This is a genomic window from Sulfurospirillum arsenophilum NBRC 109478, assembly GCF_000813345.1.
Classification (GTDB): Bacteria; Campylobacterota; Campylobacteria; order Campylobacterales; family Sulfurospirillaceae; genus Sulfurospirillum; species Sulfurospirillum arsenophilum.
This window is the reverse complement of record NZ_BBQF01000002.1, coordinates 251,500-267,013: the sequence shown is the minus strand read 5'-3', so window position 1 is coordinate 267,013 and position 15,514 is coordinate 251,500. Positions and strand designations below refer to the sequence as shown.

The following is a 15,514-nucleotide window of genomic DNA, read 5'->3' as shown; positions in this document are numbered from 1 at the left end:
ATGCATTACCTCACCATTAGTTTTACACACAAAAACACCGATATTAGCATTCGCGAAAAATTAGCGTTTAATTCAGAAGAAAAAAGCCGCCATTTTATGGGTTCATTAATTTCCTGTGCTGCGGTGAATGAGGTCATCTTACTCTCTACATGTAATCGCGTAGAAGTGATCGTAAGTGTGGCTGAGTGTCCATCTGCGCTAAGTGATACATTTGATCTTTTAAGCAATGTTTCCAGCATCCCACGTGAGGAGCTAGAAGGCAGGGCAGATATTTATGAAGACAATGGTGCTATTCATCATCTTTTCACGGTTTGCTCTTCTCTAGATAGCTTGGTTATTGGCGAGACACAAATTGCAGGACAACTTAAAGAAGCATTTAAATTTGCCTTTGAAAACAACTACTGTGGACAAAAATTAGGGCGTGCGATGCACCATGCATTTCGCTGTGCCGCAGAAGTACGTAGCCGTACCGACATTTCTAAAAGCCCCGTTTCTGTTTCAAGTGTAGCTGTTAATAAAGCGAAAGATCTTCTAGGAAGCATTGGAGGCTTGAGTGCGCTGGTTGTAGGTGCGGGTGAGATGAGCCAGTTGGCAGCAAAGCATCTTATCTCCAATGGGGTCAATGTTATTATCATTAACCGTAATCTTGAGCATGCACAAGCACTAGCAACCGAATTGGGAGAGCTCGCAACCACAGCTCCTTATTCGAAACTTACAGAATTTATCAACCGTTACCGTCTTGTATTTACGGCAACAGGAGCACCGCATAGCGTTATTACCGATGATATGGTCGAAGAGCGAGAGTTTTCACGCTATTGGTTTGACATTGCTGTACCTCGTGATATTGATGTTAAAACGCATAAAGACTTACATGTTTATTCGGTCGATGACCTTGAAGAGATTGTCAACAAAAACATGTCTCTTCGTGAAGAACAAGCTAAAATCGCTTATTCTATTGTAGGGCGTTCTACAATGGACTTCTTTAAATGGTTACAAACTATGTGTGTTGATCCGATCATTAAAGAGATTCGCGATCATGCAAAAGAGTGTTCTTTACAAGAGTTAGAGAAAGCAGTCAAAAAAGGGTATATTCCTGAAGAGTTGCAAGATCAGGTTTCCAAAGTACTTCACCATGCCTTTAACTCCTTTTTACACTCTGCAACCAAGAACTTAAAAGAAGTTGCTGAAAAACCAGAAGCCGATACCATTGTGCAAGCGGTTCAATATATTTTTAATATTAACGAAGATCAAACCAAACGAATGAATCAATACAAATGTGAATACCAAATGGGGGGAATAAAATGAGATTTTCAAAACTGTATGCACCAACAACCAAAGAAGCGCCTAAAGATGCAACGCTTCCAAGCCATCAATTCTTGGTGCGTGGCGGTTTTATCTCTCAAGTAGGAAGTGGACTGTATAACTTTTTGCCGATGGGAAAAATCGTTTTTGACAAAATCAAAAATGTTGTCAAAGAAGAGATGGATGAAACAGGTGCCCAAGAAATCCAAATGGATGTGGTCACACCTGCTGAGCTTTGGAAACAAAGTGGAAGGTATGATGTTTTTGGCAAAGAGTTGTGTCGCTTTAAAGATCGAAAAGATAACGAATTTGTTTTAGGACCAACCCATGAAGAGGTTGTTGTCGATGTTGTACGCAATCGCATCAATAGCTATAAGCAATTACCTTTGCATTTGTACCAAATTACCACAAAATTTCGTGATGAAGCACGTCCTCGCTTTGGGCTTCTTCGTGGGCGTGAATTTACCATGAAAGATGGCTACAGTTTCCATGAAGATGAAGCGTGTATGAAAAAAGAGTTTGAAGTGATGGAAAAAACCTACACCAAAATCTTTACACGTTTAGGGCTTGATTTTAGAGCGGTGGAAGCTGATAGTGGCGCTATTGGTGGCAGTGGCAGTAAAGAGTTTATGGTTTTGGCACAAAACGGTGAAGATGACATTGTCGTCTGTGAAAAATGCTCTTATGCCGCCAACATTGAAGCAGCGAAACGTGCTCCTAAAACAACCACCGCAGAAGCTCCTGAAGCAAACCTCTCAAAATTTAAAACACCCGATATGAAAACGATTGAAGATGTCTGTGCTTTTTTCAAAGTTGATTCCTTTTACAGTATTAAAGCGGTTGTTAAAAAAGCAGTTTATGTCGATAAAGAAGAGGTCGTGGTCTTCTTTGTAAGAGGAAACGATGAGCTTCAAGAGACCAAAGCGCAAAATGCGTGTGGTGCGCTTGATTTGGTCGATGCTAGCTTGGAAGAAGTCGAACGTGCAGGGCTCAAAGCGGGCTTCATTGGACCAGTTGGATTAGAATGTGTAAAATTTTACATAGATTTTGAACTCAAAGAAGCCAAAAATCTTATCTGTGGTGCGAATGAAACAGACTTCCATATGGTGGGTGTTTCAATGTTTAACTTCAATGAAGATCGTTATAAAGACCTTGCAAGTGTTAAAGCAGGTGATCGTTGTGCATGTTGTGGCGGAGAACTTGGTGTGACTAAAGGCATTGAAGTAGGGCATATCTTCCAACTTGGACAAAAATACGCTAAAGCGATGGGTGCAACCTTTTTAGATAAAAATGGTAAAGCACAACCTTTCTTTATGGGCTGCTATGGTGTCGGCGTAAGTCGCTTGGTTGCTGTTATGATCGAAGCAAGCCATGATGATAAAGGATGTATTTGGAATAAACAGACTGCTCCATACCTTTTGGACATTATTGTTTCCAATGCAAAAGATGAAGCGCAAAGTACGTATGCGGAAGATATTTACAACGCTTTGAAAAAAGAGTGCTTGAGTGTTCTTTTAGATGATAGAAATGAACGTTTTGGTTTCAAAATGAAAGATTATGAACTCATTGGTCTTCCATACGCGCTTATTGTTGGAAAAGAGCTCGAAGAGGGCTTTGTTGAGATTGTAGAGCGTAAAACATTAGAAAAAACCGTTGTTAAAAAAGAGGAAGCTCTTGCAAAACTTAAGGAACTACTCGCGTGAAATATTTTTTGATCTATCTCTTCTTGGAGGTAATGGTAAGTGTGAATGCTGCTTCTGCGATAGGTGCTGTTGCAACATTTGTTGAGCTTGTCTTATCTGCTCTTATAGGGTTCATTTTACTTGCTAATATGCGTGTAACGCTGATGCAAAATCTAAGTGCCCTTATGCAAGGAGAGATAAGCTTGCAATCCTTTCAAAGACTCAATCTTTGGACGATTGTGGGGGCTATTTTACTGATATTACCAGGCTTTCTTGGAGATATCGTAGGCCTTCTCTTACAGTTTAGCTCCATTGTCACTTTGTTGGTTGCAAAATTTTTACATGTAAAAGAGGACAATCAATATCCTCCACGTCATTTTAAACAAGGAAACGAAGATGAAATCATTGATATTGAAGTTATTGACGACGATCATCGCATTAAGTAGTGTTTCACTTTTTGCTGCTGATAGTTCTGTCGATCTTGATACCAAAGTTACCACATTTTTACAAAAAGCGATAGCGCCAAATGAAAGCTATGCCTTTGAAAAAGTCGTTATTCTCAAAAAAGAGGAGATGAAAGACATCGCAGGGTGGATGGTCTATTTTGTACGTATTGATTTGAAGCTTACCAAACAAGAAGGTAAAAAGATTTCCGTCAATGACATTGTCTTTACCAATGGCAAAATTTTGAGCAAAGATTTTTCCGATATAAATAGTGGAAAAAGCATCAAAGGAAATTTCTCACTGGATATCGATAGTTCAGCTTACACTAAAGAGCATCTTTTAGCAGGTAATTTCAATGCACCTCATAAAATTGTTGTTTTTAGCGATCCTTTATGCCCATTCTGTATGGATTTTGTTCCTGAAGTAATTATGGATGTAGAGAAAAATCCTGAAACTTTTGCACTTTTTTATTACCATTTCCCACTCAATATCCATCCCGCCGCTCCAACATTGGTTAAAGCAATGCAGTTTGCAGAAAAGCAGGGCGATAAAGAGATTGTTAAAAAAGTGTATAAAGAGTTTTTTGACATTAAAGAGAGTGATGAAAAGGTTGTTTTGGATATTTTCAACAAAGCTTTAAATAAAAACTTCACCGTTGAGCAAATCAATCAAGCAACTATTCTTCAACAAATGAATAATGATCAAGAACTTGCCAATAATTTAATGGTAAATGGCACTCCTACTATTTATCTTGACGGTAAAAAAGACGATACAAAACGAACTTATAGAAAATTTATAAAAGAGTCTAAATGAAAAAACTAATTATTGCAACACGTGGTAGTAAACTAGCCCTTTGGCAATCAGAATACGTTAAAGCGGAACTTGAAAAAGCACATCCTGGGCTTGAGGTTGAGCTTTCAATCATGATGACCAAAGGCGATAAAATTTTAGATGTCGCTCTAGCAAAAATCGGTGGTAAAGGGCTTTTCACGAAAGAGCTTGAAGAGGCGATGCTAAGAGGTGAAGCGCACATTGCGGTGCATAGTCTTAAAGACGTTCCTATGGAATTTCCAGAAGGTTTAAAACTGGGCGTGATTACAAAGCGTGAAGATGTACGTGATGCCATGCTTTCTGAAAAATACGCTTCATTAGAAGCACTTCCTCAGGGTGCTGTGGTTGGAACTACGAGTTTAAGACGCAGAATGCAACTATTGAAACTTCGTCCGGATTTTGTGATTAAAAACCTACGTGGCAATGTCAATACCCGTATCCGTAAGCTCAAAGAGGGCGAGTTTGATGCCATCATCTTAGCCAGTGCTGGCATTAACCGCTTAGGGCTTGCTTCAGAAGTGACCTATTTTACACCTATTTCTAAAGAGGTGATGATTCCCGCTTCGGGACAAGCTGCTCTTGGTATAGAGATCGTGTGCGATGCCGAGGTTGAACGTTTGGTTTCGATACTTAACGATGAAGATGCGATCATCGAAACACGCGTAGAGCGCGATTTTATCACCGTGCTTCAAGGTGGTTGTCAAGTGCCTATTGGTGTGAATGCGCAGATCAATGGAGATTCTTTACATGTAAAAGCAATTCTTGGTCTTCCTGATGGCTCAGAAATGCTCACAGAAGAGATAAAAACCACCCGTTCAGCGTATGAAACGGTAGGCAAAGAATTAGCGCAAAGAGTGATTGACAAGGGTGCAAAAGCTCTACTAGAGCGTGCTGAACATATAGCTCTCAATGAAATTTTTTAAAGGCTAGGGATGCAGAGAATAATTGAGCTTTTACGCCAAAACGATCTTTTACGTGTCATCGATGAAGCATTAGACATAAACCTTGAAATTCCGCATCTTGCTTACATTGAAGTTAAAAAAGAGGATTCTAAAGCACTTCTTTTTACGAAGCCCGTCAGTAAAAGACTGGGTAAATCATTTGATATGCCCGTACTTATGAATGTATTTGGTTCTTCTAAAGCCACGGAGCTTATATTTGGTAAAAATCCCAATGTTGTAGCCAAGCAGATAGAATCTTTAATGCACATGAAACCGCCAACGTCGTTTATGGACAAAATGGGTATGCTAGGAACTCTTTTTAACCTTAAAAATGCCCTTCCAAAACGACTGAAAGGAAAGGGTGTTTGTCAAACAAAGGTTTATACCGAGCCAAATCTTTATGATTTCCCAATTCTAACCACATGGAGTGAAGATGGTGGTCCTTTCATCACCATGGGGCAAGTGTATACACAAAGTTTGGATGGAACCAAACAAAATCTAGGCATGTACCGTCTGCAAGTGTACGATAAAAATCGTTTAGGTATGCACTGGCAGATCCACAAAGACAGCGCTCATTTCTTCCATGAGTACCAAAAAGCAGGTAAAAAGATGCCTGTAAGTATTGGAATTGGTGGCGATCCGCTTTATATTTGGTGTGGACAAGCGCCAATGCCGATTGGTATGTTTGAGCTTTTACTCTATGGTTTCATCAAAGATAAAAGTGCTCGTTTGGTCAAATCTCTCACCAATCCTATTTATGTACCTGAAGATGTGGACATCGTCATCGAGGGCTGGGTTGATCCAACTTTGATGGAAATCGAAGGACCTTTTGGCGACCATACAGGCTACTACACGCTTAAAGAGCCGTATCCTGTTATGGATGTGACCTGCATTACATGTAAAGAAAAACCTGTCTACCAAGCGACTGTCGTGGGCAAACCTCCTTTAGAAGATAAATACATGGGATGGGCGACCGAACGCATCTTTTTACCACTACTCAAAACAACAGCACCAGATTTAATTGATTACAATATGCCTGAAAATGGCGTTTTCCATAACTTTATTTTGGCAAAAATGAATGTACTTTACCCAGGACACGCCAAGCAGTTTATGCATGCTTTTTGGGGTGTTGGGCAGATGAGTTTTGTGAAGCATGCAATTTTTGTGGACGAAAATGCACCAGAATTGGACGATTATGAGCCTTTGAGTGACTATATCTTAAATCGAGTCAGTGCTAAACGCTTGCTCATTAGCGAAGGTGTATGCGACGCACTTGATCACGCTTCTCCCAATGCTCTTTTTGGTGGAAAATTGGGCGTTGACTGTACTGGAAGCATCGTTGATGCTCCTTCTAAAACTATTTTGAGCGATAGAGATCTTTTTTTTAAAGTAACGACATTGGTGCCAGAAATAAAAGCACTAAAACAGTATAAAACGAATACAAAAACACCGATTACAGTTGTGAGTATCGATAAGGAAAAGGCAGGCAAAGAGGTGTATGAAGCACTTAAGCCTTTGAAAGAACATATAAAACTTCTCATTGTTGTGGATTGTGAAGGGAATGATGTGGCGAATGCCTATATGCTCATCTGGCGTGTGGTCAATAACATCGATGCACTTCGAGATATTTTTATTGAAGATGAGTTTATCGGCATTGATGCGACAACTAAAAATTCGTTGGATGGTTACACCAGAGAGTGGCCGAAAGATACTGATTGCGATCAACAAACGATTCAGCACCTTATAGACCTTGGTTTAGTCGAAAACAATCCTGAATTTTTAAAGCATTTTCATATCTAATCTCCCTTTTATGTATACCATTTATTTTAAAAATTAACAAATGGTATACATTTTCTCTCTATAAATCTAAAATCAACTTTATGTATTGAAATATTTTACAAAAAGTAATAGAATAGAGAATTCTGACTTGGGAGTAAGCTATGCAGACATCTTACAAGCCTTTAGTTGAGCGTTACGATATACCTAGACCTACATTAATAGAGTGGCAGAAGAGGGCAGAGCAAAAAGATAACTGGCGGGTAAAGCACTTAGCCTATCTTAGAATGCAACTGGGCGTCGAAAAAGAGACATATCAAGAGATCAAGGACTATGCTCCTTGTATAGAAGATCTTTTTCTTTTCAGTATCTATCTGTTTTTCCACAATACAAACAATTTTTTACCCAAAGAGACATTTTTACAAGGACTTCGTGAATTTGCTTTAGAAATTCGCACGGGTGTTGAGTACCAACATGAGTTTGCAGGACGCATTTGGTCGCTTCGTATGGGTGAAGAGTCAAGTAAAAAGATGGTTAATTATTACCGCTTGTTTGATCTTCTCAAAAAATTTACTTCTGCTCAATACGCGCTTTTATTTAGTGCTGCTTTAGAGTTTGTGCAACGTATTAAACAGAAGTACCAGATAGAGACTAAGAGCTTTTTGGAGGGCAAAACATGGCAAGAGCTTTATATGTACGATAAAGCATTCTCCACTAAAACCATTGAAGAGTTTTTCAGTCAAAAGGGAATCCTTTAGATAATAAAAATTATTAATTAGAATTAATTATTGTTTAAGTGAACTTAGATTACAATTTCAGTACAAATTTTAAGGAGTAATAATGAGACAGTATGAGACATACAAATGCAGTAAATGTGGTAACGAAGTTGAAGTTCAAAATGTAGGTGGCGGTAAGCTTACCTGTTGTGGTCAAGAAATGGCATGTATTACAACTGATTTAACAGCAGTCAATTTGATGAAAGCATTTGCTGGCGAGTCTCAAGCGCGTAACAAATATGACCTTTTTGCGGACATTGCACTAGAAGAGGGCTGGCATGCAGTTTCTCGTCACTTTAGAGAAGCAGCTGAAAATGAAAAATGGCACGCACGTGCTGAATTTAAAGCATACCACAAACTTGTAGATGGCTCTGAGACTGAGCTTACACTCAAAAACCTTGATAGTGCGATGGCTGGTGAACATTACGAGCATGAAACTATGTATCCAGGTTTTGCAAAAATTGCCGAAGAAGAAGGACATAAAGAGCTTGCACGTCTTTTCAATGCAATTGGTAAAGTTGAAGTTGAACATGAACGCGAATACAAAGCACTTCAAGATGCAATGAAAGAAGATGGTTTCTTTGCTGATGCAGAAGAAGAGATTTGGGTTTGTGAAGTGTGTGGACACATTCATAGAGGTAAAAAGGCACCAAACGCTTGCCCATTGTGCAAAGTGGGTAAAGAGTACTTTAAAAGACAAGATTTAGGTCTCTAATTAATTCTATTCATATACAGAAGTTCTACCACATGCAAGGTAGGCTTCTGTATACTACCACTTTCTTTATTAACTATGAAAATTTAAGTTTTCAACAATTAGTTAAATGCGTTACTAAAATTCTCTTACTGTATTTAACTGTAGTATATCGAAGCTCTCAGAATCTTTCTAGAATATAAAAATGTAGAGAAGTAACTCATTTTGTGGCTCATTTGGATCAAAGCTTTTAAAATAGGTGATTTAAGTACATATTTATTTTTTGTGAGTTAGCATCAATAAGGTATAAATATTTATTTGTCTATAGCTCTATTGTACGCTATTTTCATGCTACGAATTTGATGTAAGATTTTTTAGATGAGAAAAATCAAGGTTCCAGTTTAGCTGGTTAAATAAGCTATTTGTTGGTTTTAAACTAGCAAATTGGGTTAAATATATCAAATTTTATTCAAGGAAAACATGCCATGATGAACTTCTTTCGATCAACTTCACAAAAACAATCTATAGGGACATCTAGCAGCCTTGCCAATCAAACCATTGTAACCTTAACCTTGCAAGAGAAAACGATTACAACATCGCTTGAAAATATATCTTTTAAGCCTAAAGTTGTCTTAGGTTTTGTCTCGCCCTCCCTTGATTTTCCTTCTGTTGCTTCAAAACTCAAACAAGCGCTTCCAAATGATACAACATTGATACTTTCTACCACTGCCGGCGAATTATGCAGTTTTGATCGCTCAAACCCCCTTCCCTCACTTTATTCCTCTGCAAATGCTGGTGAAGGCGATAACATTGTTTTGATGCTTTTTGCTCCCGAAATGGTCAGCGATGTCTATGTGGCATCTATTCCGCTAAAAAGCGAAGATATGGCTACCAGTAAAAAAACAGCAGCGGAACGTTCTGCAATGATCGCAGAAGAGGTTAAAAAAGTGCATGTTCCCTTTAAAATGCGCTCCGATGACACGCTAGGTTACACGCTCATTGATGGTCTTAGTGCAAGTGAGAGCTTTTTTATGGATGCCATCTATCATGTGGCTAAATTTCCCTGTTTACTCATCGGTGGAAGTGCTGGTGGTAAATTAGATTTTCAAAATACTTATATATTTGATGGAACACGTACTTTGCGCCATCATGCGGTGGTTACGTTTATTAAATTAGCACCACAGTACCGTTTTGGTGTTTTTAAAAGTCAAAATTTTAGAAAAACATCCGCATCTTTTACTGTTTTAGCAGCGAATCCCATTGCGCGCACGGTGAGTGCTTTTTTAGATCGTAAGACCAATATTGGTGTGGGTATAGTAGCGGCTTTAACAACTCATTTTAGATGTTCAGCAAGCGAATTGAGCGCACAATTGGCTAATTATACTTTTGGTATTGAAATTGATGGTGAGATATACATTCGTTCCGTTGCATCCGTAGATGTTGTAAACGATACCATTCATTTTTACTGCGATATTGAGGCAGGTGAAGAGCTTCTCTTGCTGGAAAAAACAGACTTTGTGCAGACAACAAACCATGACTTTGCCGACTTTAGTCGCAATAAACCCAAAGCGATTGGTGCTATCTTTAATGACTGTGTCTTAAGACGCCTTTGTAATGCGAAAGAGATCAATCAACTCTTTACTTTCAAAGAGATTCCTGTTGTAGGGTTTTCAACCTTTGGTGAGCTTTTAGGTGTGAATATCAATCAAACCTTGACTGCGATCTTTTTTTATCACGTTGATGGTGAAAGTTTTGAAGATGATTATATCGATAATTTTGTACAAAAATACGCTGGATTTAAGAGTTATTTTCTATTGAGAAAGATCAATCGTCAAAATATGGTTGATAATATTAACAAAGCGATGCTTGCTCAAATGAAAGAAAGTATGCCTGTGATTGAAAGTATGGGAATAACACTTCAACATGCTGTAAGCGCCATTGATGCGATCGAAACACAGTTGTGTGACGTTGAAAAAGAGTTTGTTATTTTTTCTTCAAGTATGGAAAAAGGCAGCGCTGACAATGCCAATCTTTCAATTGAGGTTGAGAACTTGACCAACAATGTTCGTGATATTCGTGTTGTTTTAAGTGTGATCTCTGATATTGCGGATCAGACCAATCTTTTAGCACTCAACGCTGCAATTGAAGCGGCACGTGCGGGTGAACATGGTCGTGGTTTTGCCGTTGTTGCTGATGAAGTGCGAAAACTTGCAGAGCGTACGCAAAAAAGTCTTTCAGAAACCAATGTTTCTGTTAGTACCATCATCCAAGCGGTTGAGAGTATCAGTAAAACTATGAGTGGCGTGAGCAGTGGACTTTTAGAAGTTTCATCGAAAAGTAACACGCTCTCTTCCGATATGGAAAATTTAGCTGGAAAAAGCCATGTCATTTCGAGCGAACTCAGATCTCAATCAAAACTGACAAATGAACTTAACACAGAGCTTGGTAAACTGAGCATCTATGAAAAAACACTTGATATCTTAAATCACTAAGCAAACTGTGTATTTAGGGCATTTTCACAATGCCCTCTTCTATTTACTTCGTATTGTATTTTTCTTCAATGAGTTTGGTATATTTTTCCTGAACCTCGACGTATTTTGCTAAAAGTTTATGAAATTCGACTTCATAGTCAATTTTAATGCCCTGCTCTGGTTCGAGGGGTATTTCACTGTGTCCAGCAGGTTTATGTGGAAGTGTATCATCAATAATATACTCCCGCTCTTCTCCATCAATATTTTTTTTAATGGTTTTAAGTTTTTTAGCATTGACCAATTTTACAACAGCAAAGGTGCTCATTTTATTTTTTATGGCGTACTGTTGCATCGTTATGAGGTTTTGCTCTGGCATACTTTTCCTTTACATGTAAAAAACATTAGGTGCTATTTTAATCAACTAGTCTGAAATAAGAGCCAAATTCTTTACATGTAAACCATTTTACATGGTTTAAAGCAAGGATAAAGTATAATAAACGATATATCGTTACAAAACTCCCAACGATTTTTCTCCAATCACATTTTAAAATACACGAAGGATACATTATGGGCGGATTATTAAACAATAGCGTTAAAATGGAAAATGGCTACAAATTAGCAAGTCTTGCAACACAACAAAAGCATACAGTGCCTTATCTTGGTAAACAAACCAATGTTGGTGCTGTGAACTCTGACAAAGCAAAAATGAGCGATGCTCGCAAAGCACAAGCCAAAGCTAAAGCAAAACAAGCGAAGAAAGATAGAAAACGCAATAAATAAAAAGAGTTTGCAGGGATTTTACTATCCCTGCAAGTGTTTTAAAACGCGTATTTGAGGTTAAGTCCCAAAGTTTTGTAGTCATAATCAGGCATATTACTTGCATTCATATTGTAATTTTTATACTCAACAGCTGCTGAAATAGCTCGCGTAATAGGATAATCAACACCTAATCCATAACCCAAACCATAACCTGAATTACCATCAACGGATTGAAGCTTTGCTCCAACAATGCCATAAGCATTCATTTTTTCCCATACATTGTAACCAAGCTTAAAGTCTGTACCAGCGCCATACATTGAACCATCAGATAGATTAGAATATTCACCGTTAAAAGCGACACCAAAGAGTACTTTGTTATCCAATGTTTTTGTAATACCATAACCAATGTTATACGCAGCCTTGTGTTCTCCATCAATCGTTGCACGGGAGATGCTACCATGTACATCTTCAACATAATCTTTTGCGTAAGCATTCATTCCAAGCACTGCTGCTACTGAAATGAGACATACCATCTTTTTCATTACTTGTCCTTAAAGCATTTACATATCCGAAAAAACGGAATTTTCGTGAGAAAACATACGAGATGATTTTCACGTCGTTAAAGAGCATTGCTCTTTTATAAACTCTATAATCAGAGAACCTTTTAATTGAACATAGAAAATCCAGCACAATAAAACTGAAAATCCAAGTATATAGAAAGCAAAAAGTGTGCCTATTGTCAATGTAAGTGAAAGAAAAGAGAGGTAAAAAGAGGCTGTAAATGAAAAACAGCCTCTTTACATGTAAAGCTTAACGAACAGTACCTTTTTCGTACCATGAACGTAACCAGCTATCCATTGGGTACATAAACTTATAGATGGCAGGAACAACGAGCAGGGTTAAAACAGTAGAGCTTAGAAGTCCACCAATGATAGCAAGTGCCATAGGCGCGTTAGCTTCATGCCCTGCTCCGCTACCAAAGGCTAAAGGCATCATAGCGCCTATCATCGCAAAGGTGGTCATTAAAATCGGGCGTAGACGTTTTTCACCCGCTTCAAGAAGTGCATCGTCGATACTTTTACCCTCTTTAACCGCACGGTTAGCAAAGTCAACAACAAGAATAGCATTTTTACCAACCATTCCCAGAAGCAAGATAATGCCAATCATAACGAAAAGACTGAATGTGTTTCCACTCAGATATAATGCAACCATAATACCTGTTAAGGAGAGTGGCATAGAGATCATAATGATGAACGGCTGAATGAGTGACTCATAAAGTGCTGCTAGAATCAAGTAAATTAAGATAACCGCTAAGATTACGGCTGCACCAAACGCTTTACCTGTATCGTTCATATTTTCAACATCACCTGTAAAACGGTAATGATACCCCTCAGGAAGAATCTCTTTCATCTTATCTTCAACAAGAATAACCACTTTATCAAGAGATGTCCCCACTATATTAGCGGTTACAAGGATTTTACGCTCACGATCAAAACGGTTGATGGACGCAGTTCCTAGTGAGTCTTCAAAGGCAATGAGCCCCTCAAGTGCCACAAATTCGCCATTGGCATTTTTGACTTGGAGTTTTTTCATATCCTCAAGTGACATTCGATAATCATCTCTAAAGCGAATGGTAATGTCAAACTGCTTACCATTGTCTTCATAATAAGAGATGGCACTATCGCTTGAATAAGCAGATCCAAGAACAGCAGCAATCTCTTTAACGCTTACCCCTACTCTTTGGGCGTTTTCACGAAGAATACTCAGCTTCATCTCTGGTTTACCGCTCTCATAGTCTCTATCAACATCAACGATACCCTGCGTTGATTTCAAATAATCCATAAGCTTGGTCGAGGTTTCATCTAAAGTTTCAAATTTATCGCCGGTAAGAACAATTTGAAGCGGTGCTGTCGTGCCACCCGTATCAAAGTCATCCACTTTTTCAACAGCAATAACAAGCCCTTCAATACCTTTCATTTTCTCTCGGTATTGTTGAATGAGTGTGAGTTGAGAAACGGTTCGCTCTTTAACAGGTTTTAATTTGACATAAATACGTGCTTTATGAAGACTTTTAGCCGCATCATATCCCACTGAGATGATAGAATATGCGATGGATGGATCTCCCTTTAGCATCTCATCAACAGGGATAACCTTTTGCTTCATTGTCTCCAAGTTGATCCCCACTGGAGCTTTAATGGTAACTTGAAACTCGCTATTGTCTTGCATTGGAAGAAAGTCCATACCCACTTTAAGTGTCATGGAAGCAAACAAAAGTCCAAAGGTTGCAAGTACTGTAATTGTTTTAAAACGAAGAAGTGGTTTTAGAAGCGATACATAACCTTTATCAATCGCTTTTAAAATGGGCTCAGTAGCATAGTAGAATTTACTCTCTTTCGCACTTAAAAGACGCGCACCAATGGAAGGGACAAACATAACAGCAACAAGGTAAGAGATAACAATACCCGAAGCTACGGTCATCGCAAAAGAGTTAAAGAACATACCTACGATTCCGTCCATAAAAGCAACAGGAATAAAGACCGCTAAAAGAACCGAAGAGATTGCCAGAATAGAAAAGGCAACTTCTTTGATACCTTCAAAAGAGGCTTGAAAAGGTTTCATACCCTCTTCCATTTTTTTCATAATATTTTCAATAACAACAATCGCATCATCAATAAAAATACCAATAGCAAGCGTAAGACCAATAAGTGTTAAACGGTTAAGGTCGTAGCCTAGTGCATTCATAATGGCAAAGGTACCAATAACAGACGTTGGAATAGCAAGGGCTGAAACAATGGTAGCTGTAAAGTTACGTAAGAAGGCAAAAACAATGATAATAGCTAAAAATGCACCAAAAATAAGGTCAAAACGAACATTGTTGATGTTAACCATAATTTTTTCAGATTGGTCTTGCAAGATTTTGATCTCGTTGTTTTTACCCGCTAGAAGCTGAAGATCAGGCATGATCTTTTTAACACCTTTAATGATGTTCAGAACATTCTCACCTGCAATCTTTTTAACTTCAAGCGTGACACCTCTTTGACCATTGTAAGAAGAAAAACTCTTAGCATCACTGAGTCCATCAACAACCGTTGCAACATCTTTAAGACGTACACCTGGTTTTACCAAAAGTTCTTCAATCTCTTGAATATTGGCAGCATCGCCCTCAGCTTTAATGATGATCTCTTGGTTTTGGTTGATCATCTTACCCGCACCCTGCTTGATGTTCTGCTTTGAGATGATGCCACTAAGATCTGAGGCGCTTAGGTTGTATTTGTTCAGTAAAAAAGGGTCTATAAAGATGCGAATTTCACGCTCTTGAAAACCAATGATATTCACCTCACCAACACCTTTAACACGTTGGAGTTTTGGTTTGAGTTTTTCATCGGCAAGGCGCATCAATGCGATGTCATTTTTACCATCACTGGCAACAAAAAGGTTGATGACACCTCCCGTTGCACCCAGTTTTTTGACTACAGGTTTTTCAACTTCAGTAGGAAGGTTAAGCGCACCAATTTTATCACGTACGTCATTGGTTGCAATGTCGATGTTTTTAGTCAGTTTAAACTGAATGGTCACAACACTAAAGCCTTCGTAGCTGGTTGACATCAGTTTATCGATACCATCAACGCCAGAGACTGCCTCTTCGATTTTGTCGGTTACTTTTGTTTCCACTGTGGCTGGATCTGCGCCATTGTAGGTTGTTTGTACGGTAACAATAGGAAAGTCGACATTGGGGAAAAGATTGATAGGCATGGTGTTGTAAGACATCAAACCAAAAACAATAAAAGTTAAAACACCCATAAGGGTGGTTATGGGACGATTTATGGCTAATTTATACATA

Annotated in this window: 13 protein-coding genes and 1 pseudogene; 11 read left to right on the top strand and 3 right to left on the bottom strand. The window is 38.5% G+C overall.

The features are described 5' to 3' along the window. The 10 genes and pseudogenes from hemA to SAR02S_RS13560 all read left to right on the top strand — a co-directional run bounded on the left by hemA (position 1) and on the right by SAR02S_RS13560 (position 10,935). Positions 1–1,305, top strand: a complete 1,305-nt coding sequence (hemA, locus tag SAR02S_RS05695; protein WP_041957752.1) for a glutamyl-tRNA reductase — start codon at positions 1–3, stop codon at positions 1,303–1,305. After that, positions 1,302–3,005: a proline--tRNA ligase gene (locus SAR02S_RS05690; RefSeq protein ID WP_041957750.1), complete on the top strand. Its 1,704-nt coding sequence runs from the start codon at positions 1,302–1,304 to the stop codon at positions 3,003–3,005. The genes hemA and SAR02S_RS05690 overlap by 4 nt, the downstream gene beginning before the upstream one ends. Further along, positions 3,002–3,430 carry an FxsA family protein gene (locus tag SAR02S_RS05685; protein ID WP_041957748.1) on the top strand — a complete coding sequence of 143 codons (429 nt, stop codon included), beginning with the start codon at positions 3,002–3,004 and terminating at the stop codon, positions 3,428–3,430. The genes SAR02S_RS05690 and SAR02S_RS05685 overlap by 4 nt, the downstream gene beginning before the upstream one ends. After that, positions 3,381–4,241, top strand: coding sequence for a DsbA family protein (locus tag SAR02S_RS13355; RefSeq protein ID WP_041957747.1), 861 nt, complete (start codon positions 3,381–3,383; stop codon positions 4,239–4,241). The genes SAR02S_RS05685 and SAR02S_RS13355 overlap by 50 nt, the downstream gene beginning before the upstream one ends. After that, positions 4,238–5,182: a hydroxymethylbilane synthase gene (gene hemC / locus SAR02S_RS05675; protein ID WP_041957745.1), complete on the top strand. Its 945-nt coding sequence runs from the start codon at positions 4,238–4,240 to the stop codon at positions 5,180–5,182. Before SAR02S_RS13355 ends, hemC begins: the two co-directional genes overlap by 4 nt. A 9-nt stretch (positions 5,183–5,191) precedes the next feature. Continuing rightward, entirely contained in the window at positions 5,192–7,000 is a 1,809-nt protein-coding gene (locus SAR02S_RS05670) for a menaquinone biosynthesis decarboxylase (RefSeq protein ID WP_041957743.1), read from the top strand. Between the two features lie 140 nt (positions 7,001–7,140). Beyond that, entirely contained in the window at positions 7,141–7,734 is a 594-nt protein-coding gene (locus tag SAR02S_RS05665; RefSeq protein WP_041957742.1) for a hypothetical protein, read from the top strand. 82 nt (positions 7,735–7,816) lie between these two features. Next, a complete protein-coding gene (locus tag SAR02S_RS05660; RefSeq protein ID WP_041957740.1) occupies positions 7,817–8,467 on the top strand; it encodes a ferritin family protein in 651 nt (216 codons plus the stop codon). Positions 8,468–8,928: 461 nt separating this feature from the next. Continuing rightward, a pseudogene (locus tag SAR02S_RS13565) lies at positions 8,929–10,119 on the top strand (FIST signal transduction protein); the annotation flags it as partial. Between the two features lie 162 nt (positions 10,120–10,281). Next, the gene (locus SAR02S_RS13560) at positions 10,282–10,935 is read left to right on the top strand and encodes a methyl-accepting chemotaxis protein (RefSeq protein WP_369385014.1); all 654 of its coding nucleotides are present in this window, start codon (positions 10,282–10,284) and stop codon (positions 10,933–10,935) included. A 43-nt stretch (positions 10,936–10,978) separates the two neighbouring features. Here SAR02S_RS13560 and SAR02S_RS05650 read toward each other — a convergent pair whose 3' ends face one another. Continuing rightward, the gene (locus SAR02S_RS05650; RefSeq protein WP_041957739.1) at positions 10,979–11,290 is read right to left on the bottom strand and encodes a hypothetical protein; all 312 of its coding nucleotides are present in this window, start codon (positions 11,288–11,290) and stop codon (positions 10,979–10,981) included. A gap of 191 nt (positions 11,291–11,481) precedes the next feature. Between SAR02S_RS05650 and SAR02S_RS05645 the strand changes: the two genes are divergently transcribed. After that, complete coding sequence (locus SAR02S_RS05645) at positions 11,482–11,694, top strand: hypothetical protein (protein ID WP_041957738.1); 213 nt, start codon at positions 11,482–11,484, stop codon at positions 11,692–11,694. Between the two features lie 38 nt (positions 11,695–11,732). Here SAR02S_RS05645 and SAR02S_RS05640 read toward each other — a convergent pair whose 3' ends face one another. Further along, complete coding sequence (locus SAR02S_RS05640; RefSeq protein ID WP_041957736.1) at positions 11,733–12,215, bottom strand: outer membrane beta-barrel protein; 483 nt, start codon at positions 12,213–12,215, stop codon at positions 11,733–11,735. Between the two features lie 268 nt (positions 12,216–12,483). Beyond that, positions 12,484–15,513, bottom strand: coding sequence for an efflux RND transporter permease subunit (locus SAR02S_RS05635; RefSeq protein WP_041957734.1), 3,030 nt, complete (start codon positions 15,511–15,513; stop codon positions 12,484–12,486). Between the last annotated feature and the right edge of the window lies 1 nt (position 15,514).

Bases quoted from the DNA above. Each gene is read 5' to 3' on its own strand.
- hemA (WP_041957752.1), top strand. From the start codon at position 1: ATGCATTACCTCACCATTAGTTTTACACACAAAAACACCGATATTAGC.
- SAR02S_RS05690 (WP_041957750.1), top strand. From the start codon at position 1,302: ATGAGATTTTCAAAACTGTATGCACCAACAACCAAAGAAGCGCCTAAA.
- SAR02S_RS13355 (WP_041957747.1), top strand. From the start codon at position 3,381: ATGAAATCATTGATATTGAAGTTATTGACGACGATCATCGCATTAAGT.
- hemC (WP_041957745.1), top strand. From the start codon at position 4,238: ATGAAAAAACTAATTATTGCAACACGTGGTAGTAAACTAGCCCTTTGG.
- SAR02S_RS05670 (WP_041957743.1), top strand. From the start codon at position 5,192: ATGCAGAGAATAATTGAGCTTTTACGCCAAAACGATCTTTTACGTGTC.
- SAR02S_RS05665 (WP_041957742.1), top strand. From the start codon at position 7,141: ATGCAGACATCTTACAAGCCTTTAGTTGAGCGTTACGATATACCTAGA.
- SAR02S_RS05660 (WP_041957740.1), top strand. From the start codon at position 7,817: ATGAGACAGTATGAGACATACAAATGCAGTAAATGTGGTAACGAAGTT.
- SAR02S_RS13560 (WP_369385014.1), top strand. From the start codon at position 10,282: ATGGTTGATAATATTAACAAAGCGATGCTTGCTCAAATGAAAGAAAGT.
- SAR02S_RS05650 (WP_041957739.1), bottom strand. From the start codon at position 11,290: ATGCCAGAGCAAAACCTCATAACGATGCAACAGTACGCCATAAAAAAT.
- SAR02S_RS05645 (WP_041957738.1), top strand. From the start codon at position 11,482: ATGGGCGGATTATTAAACAATAGCGTTAAAATGGAAAATGGCTACAAA.
- SAR02S_RS05640 (WP_041957736.1), bottom strand. From the start codon at position 12,215: ATGAAAAAGATGGTATGTCTCATTTCAGTAGCAGCAGTGCTTGGAATG.
- SAR02S_RS05635 (WP_041957734.1), bottom strand. From the start codon at position 15,513: ATGTATAAATTAGCCATAAATCGTCCCATAACCACCCTTATGGGTGTT.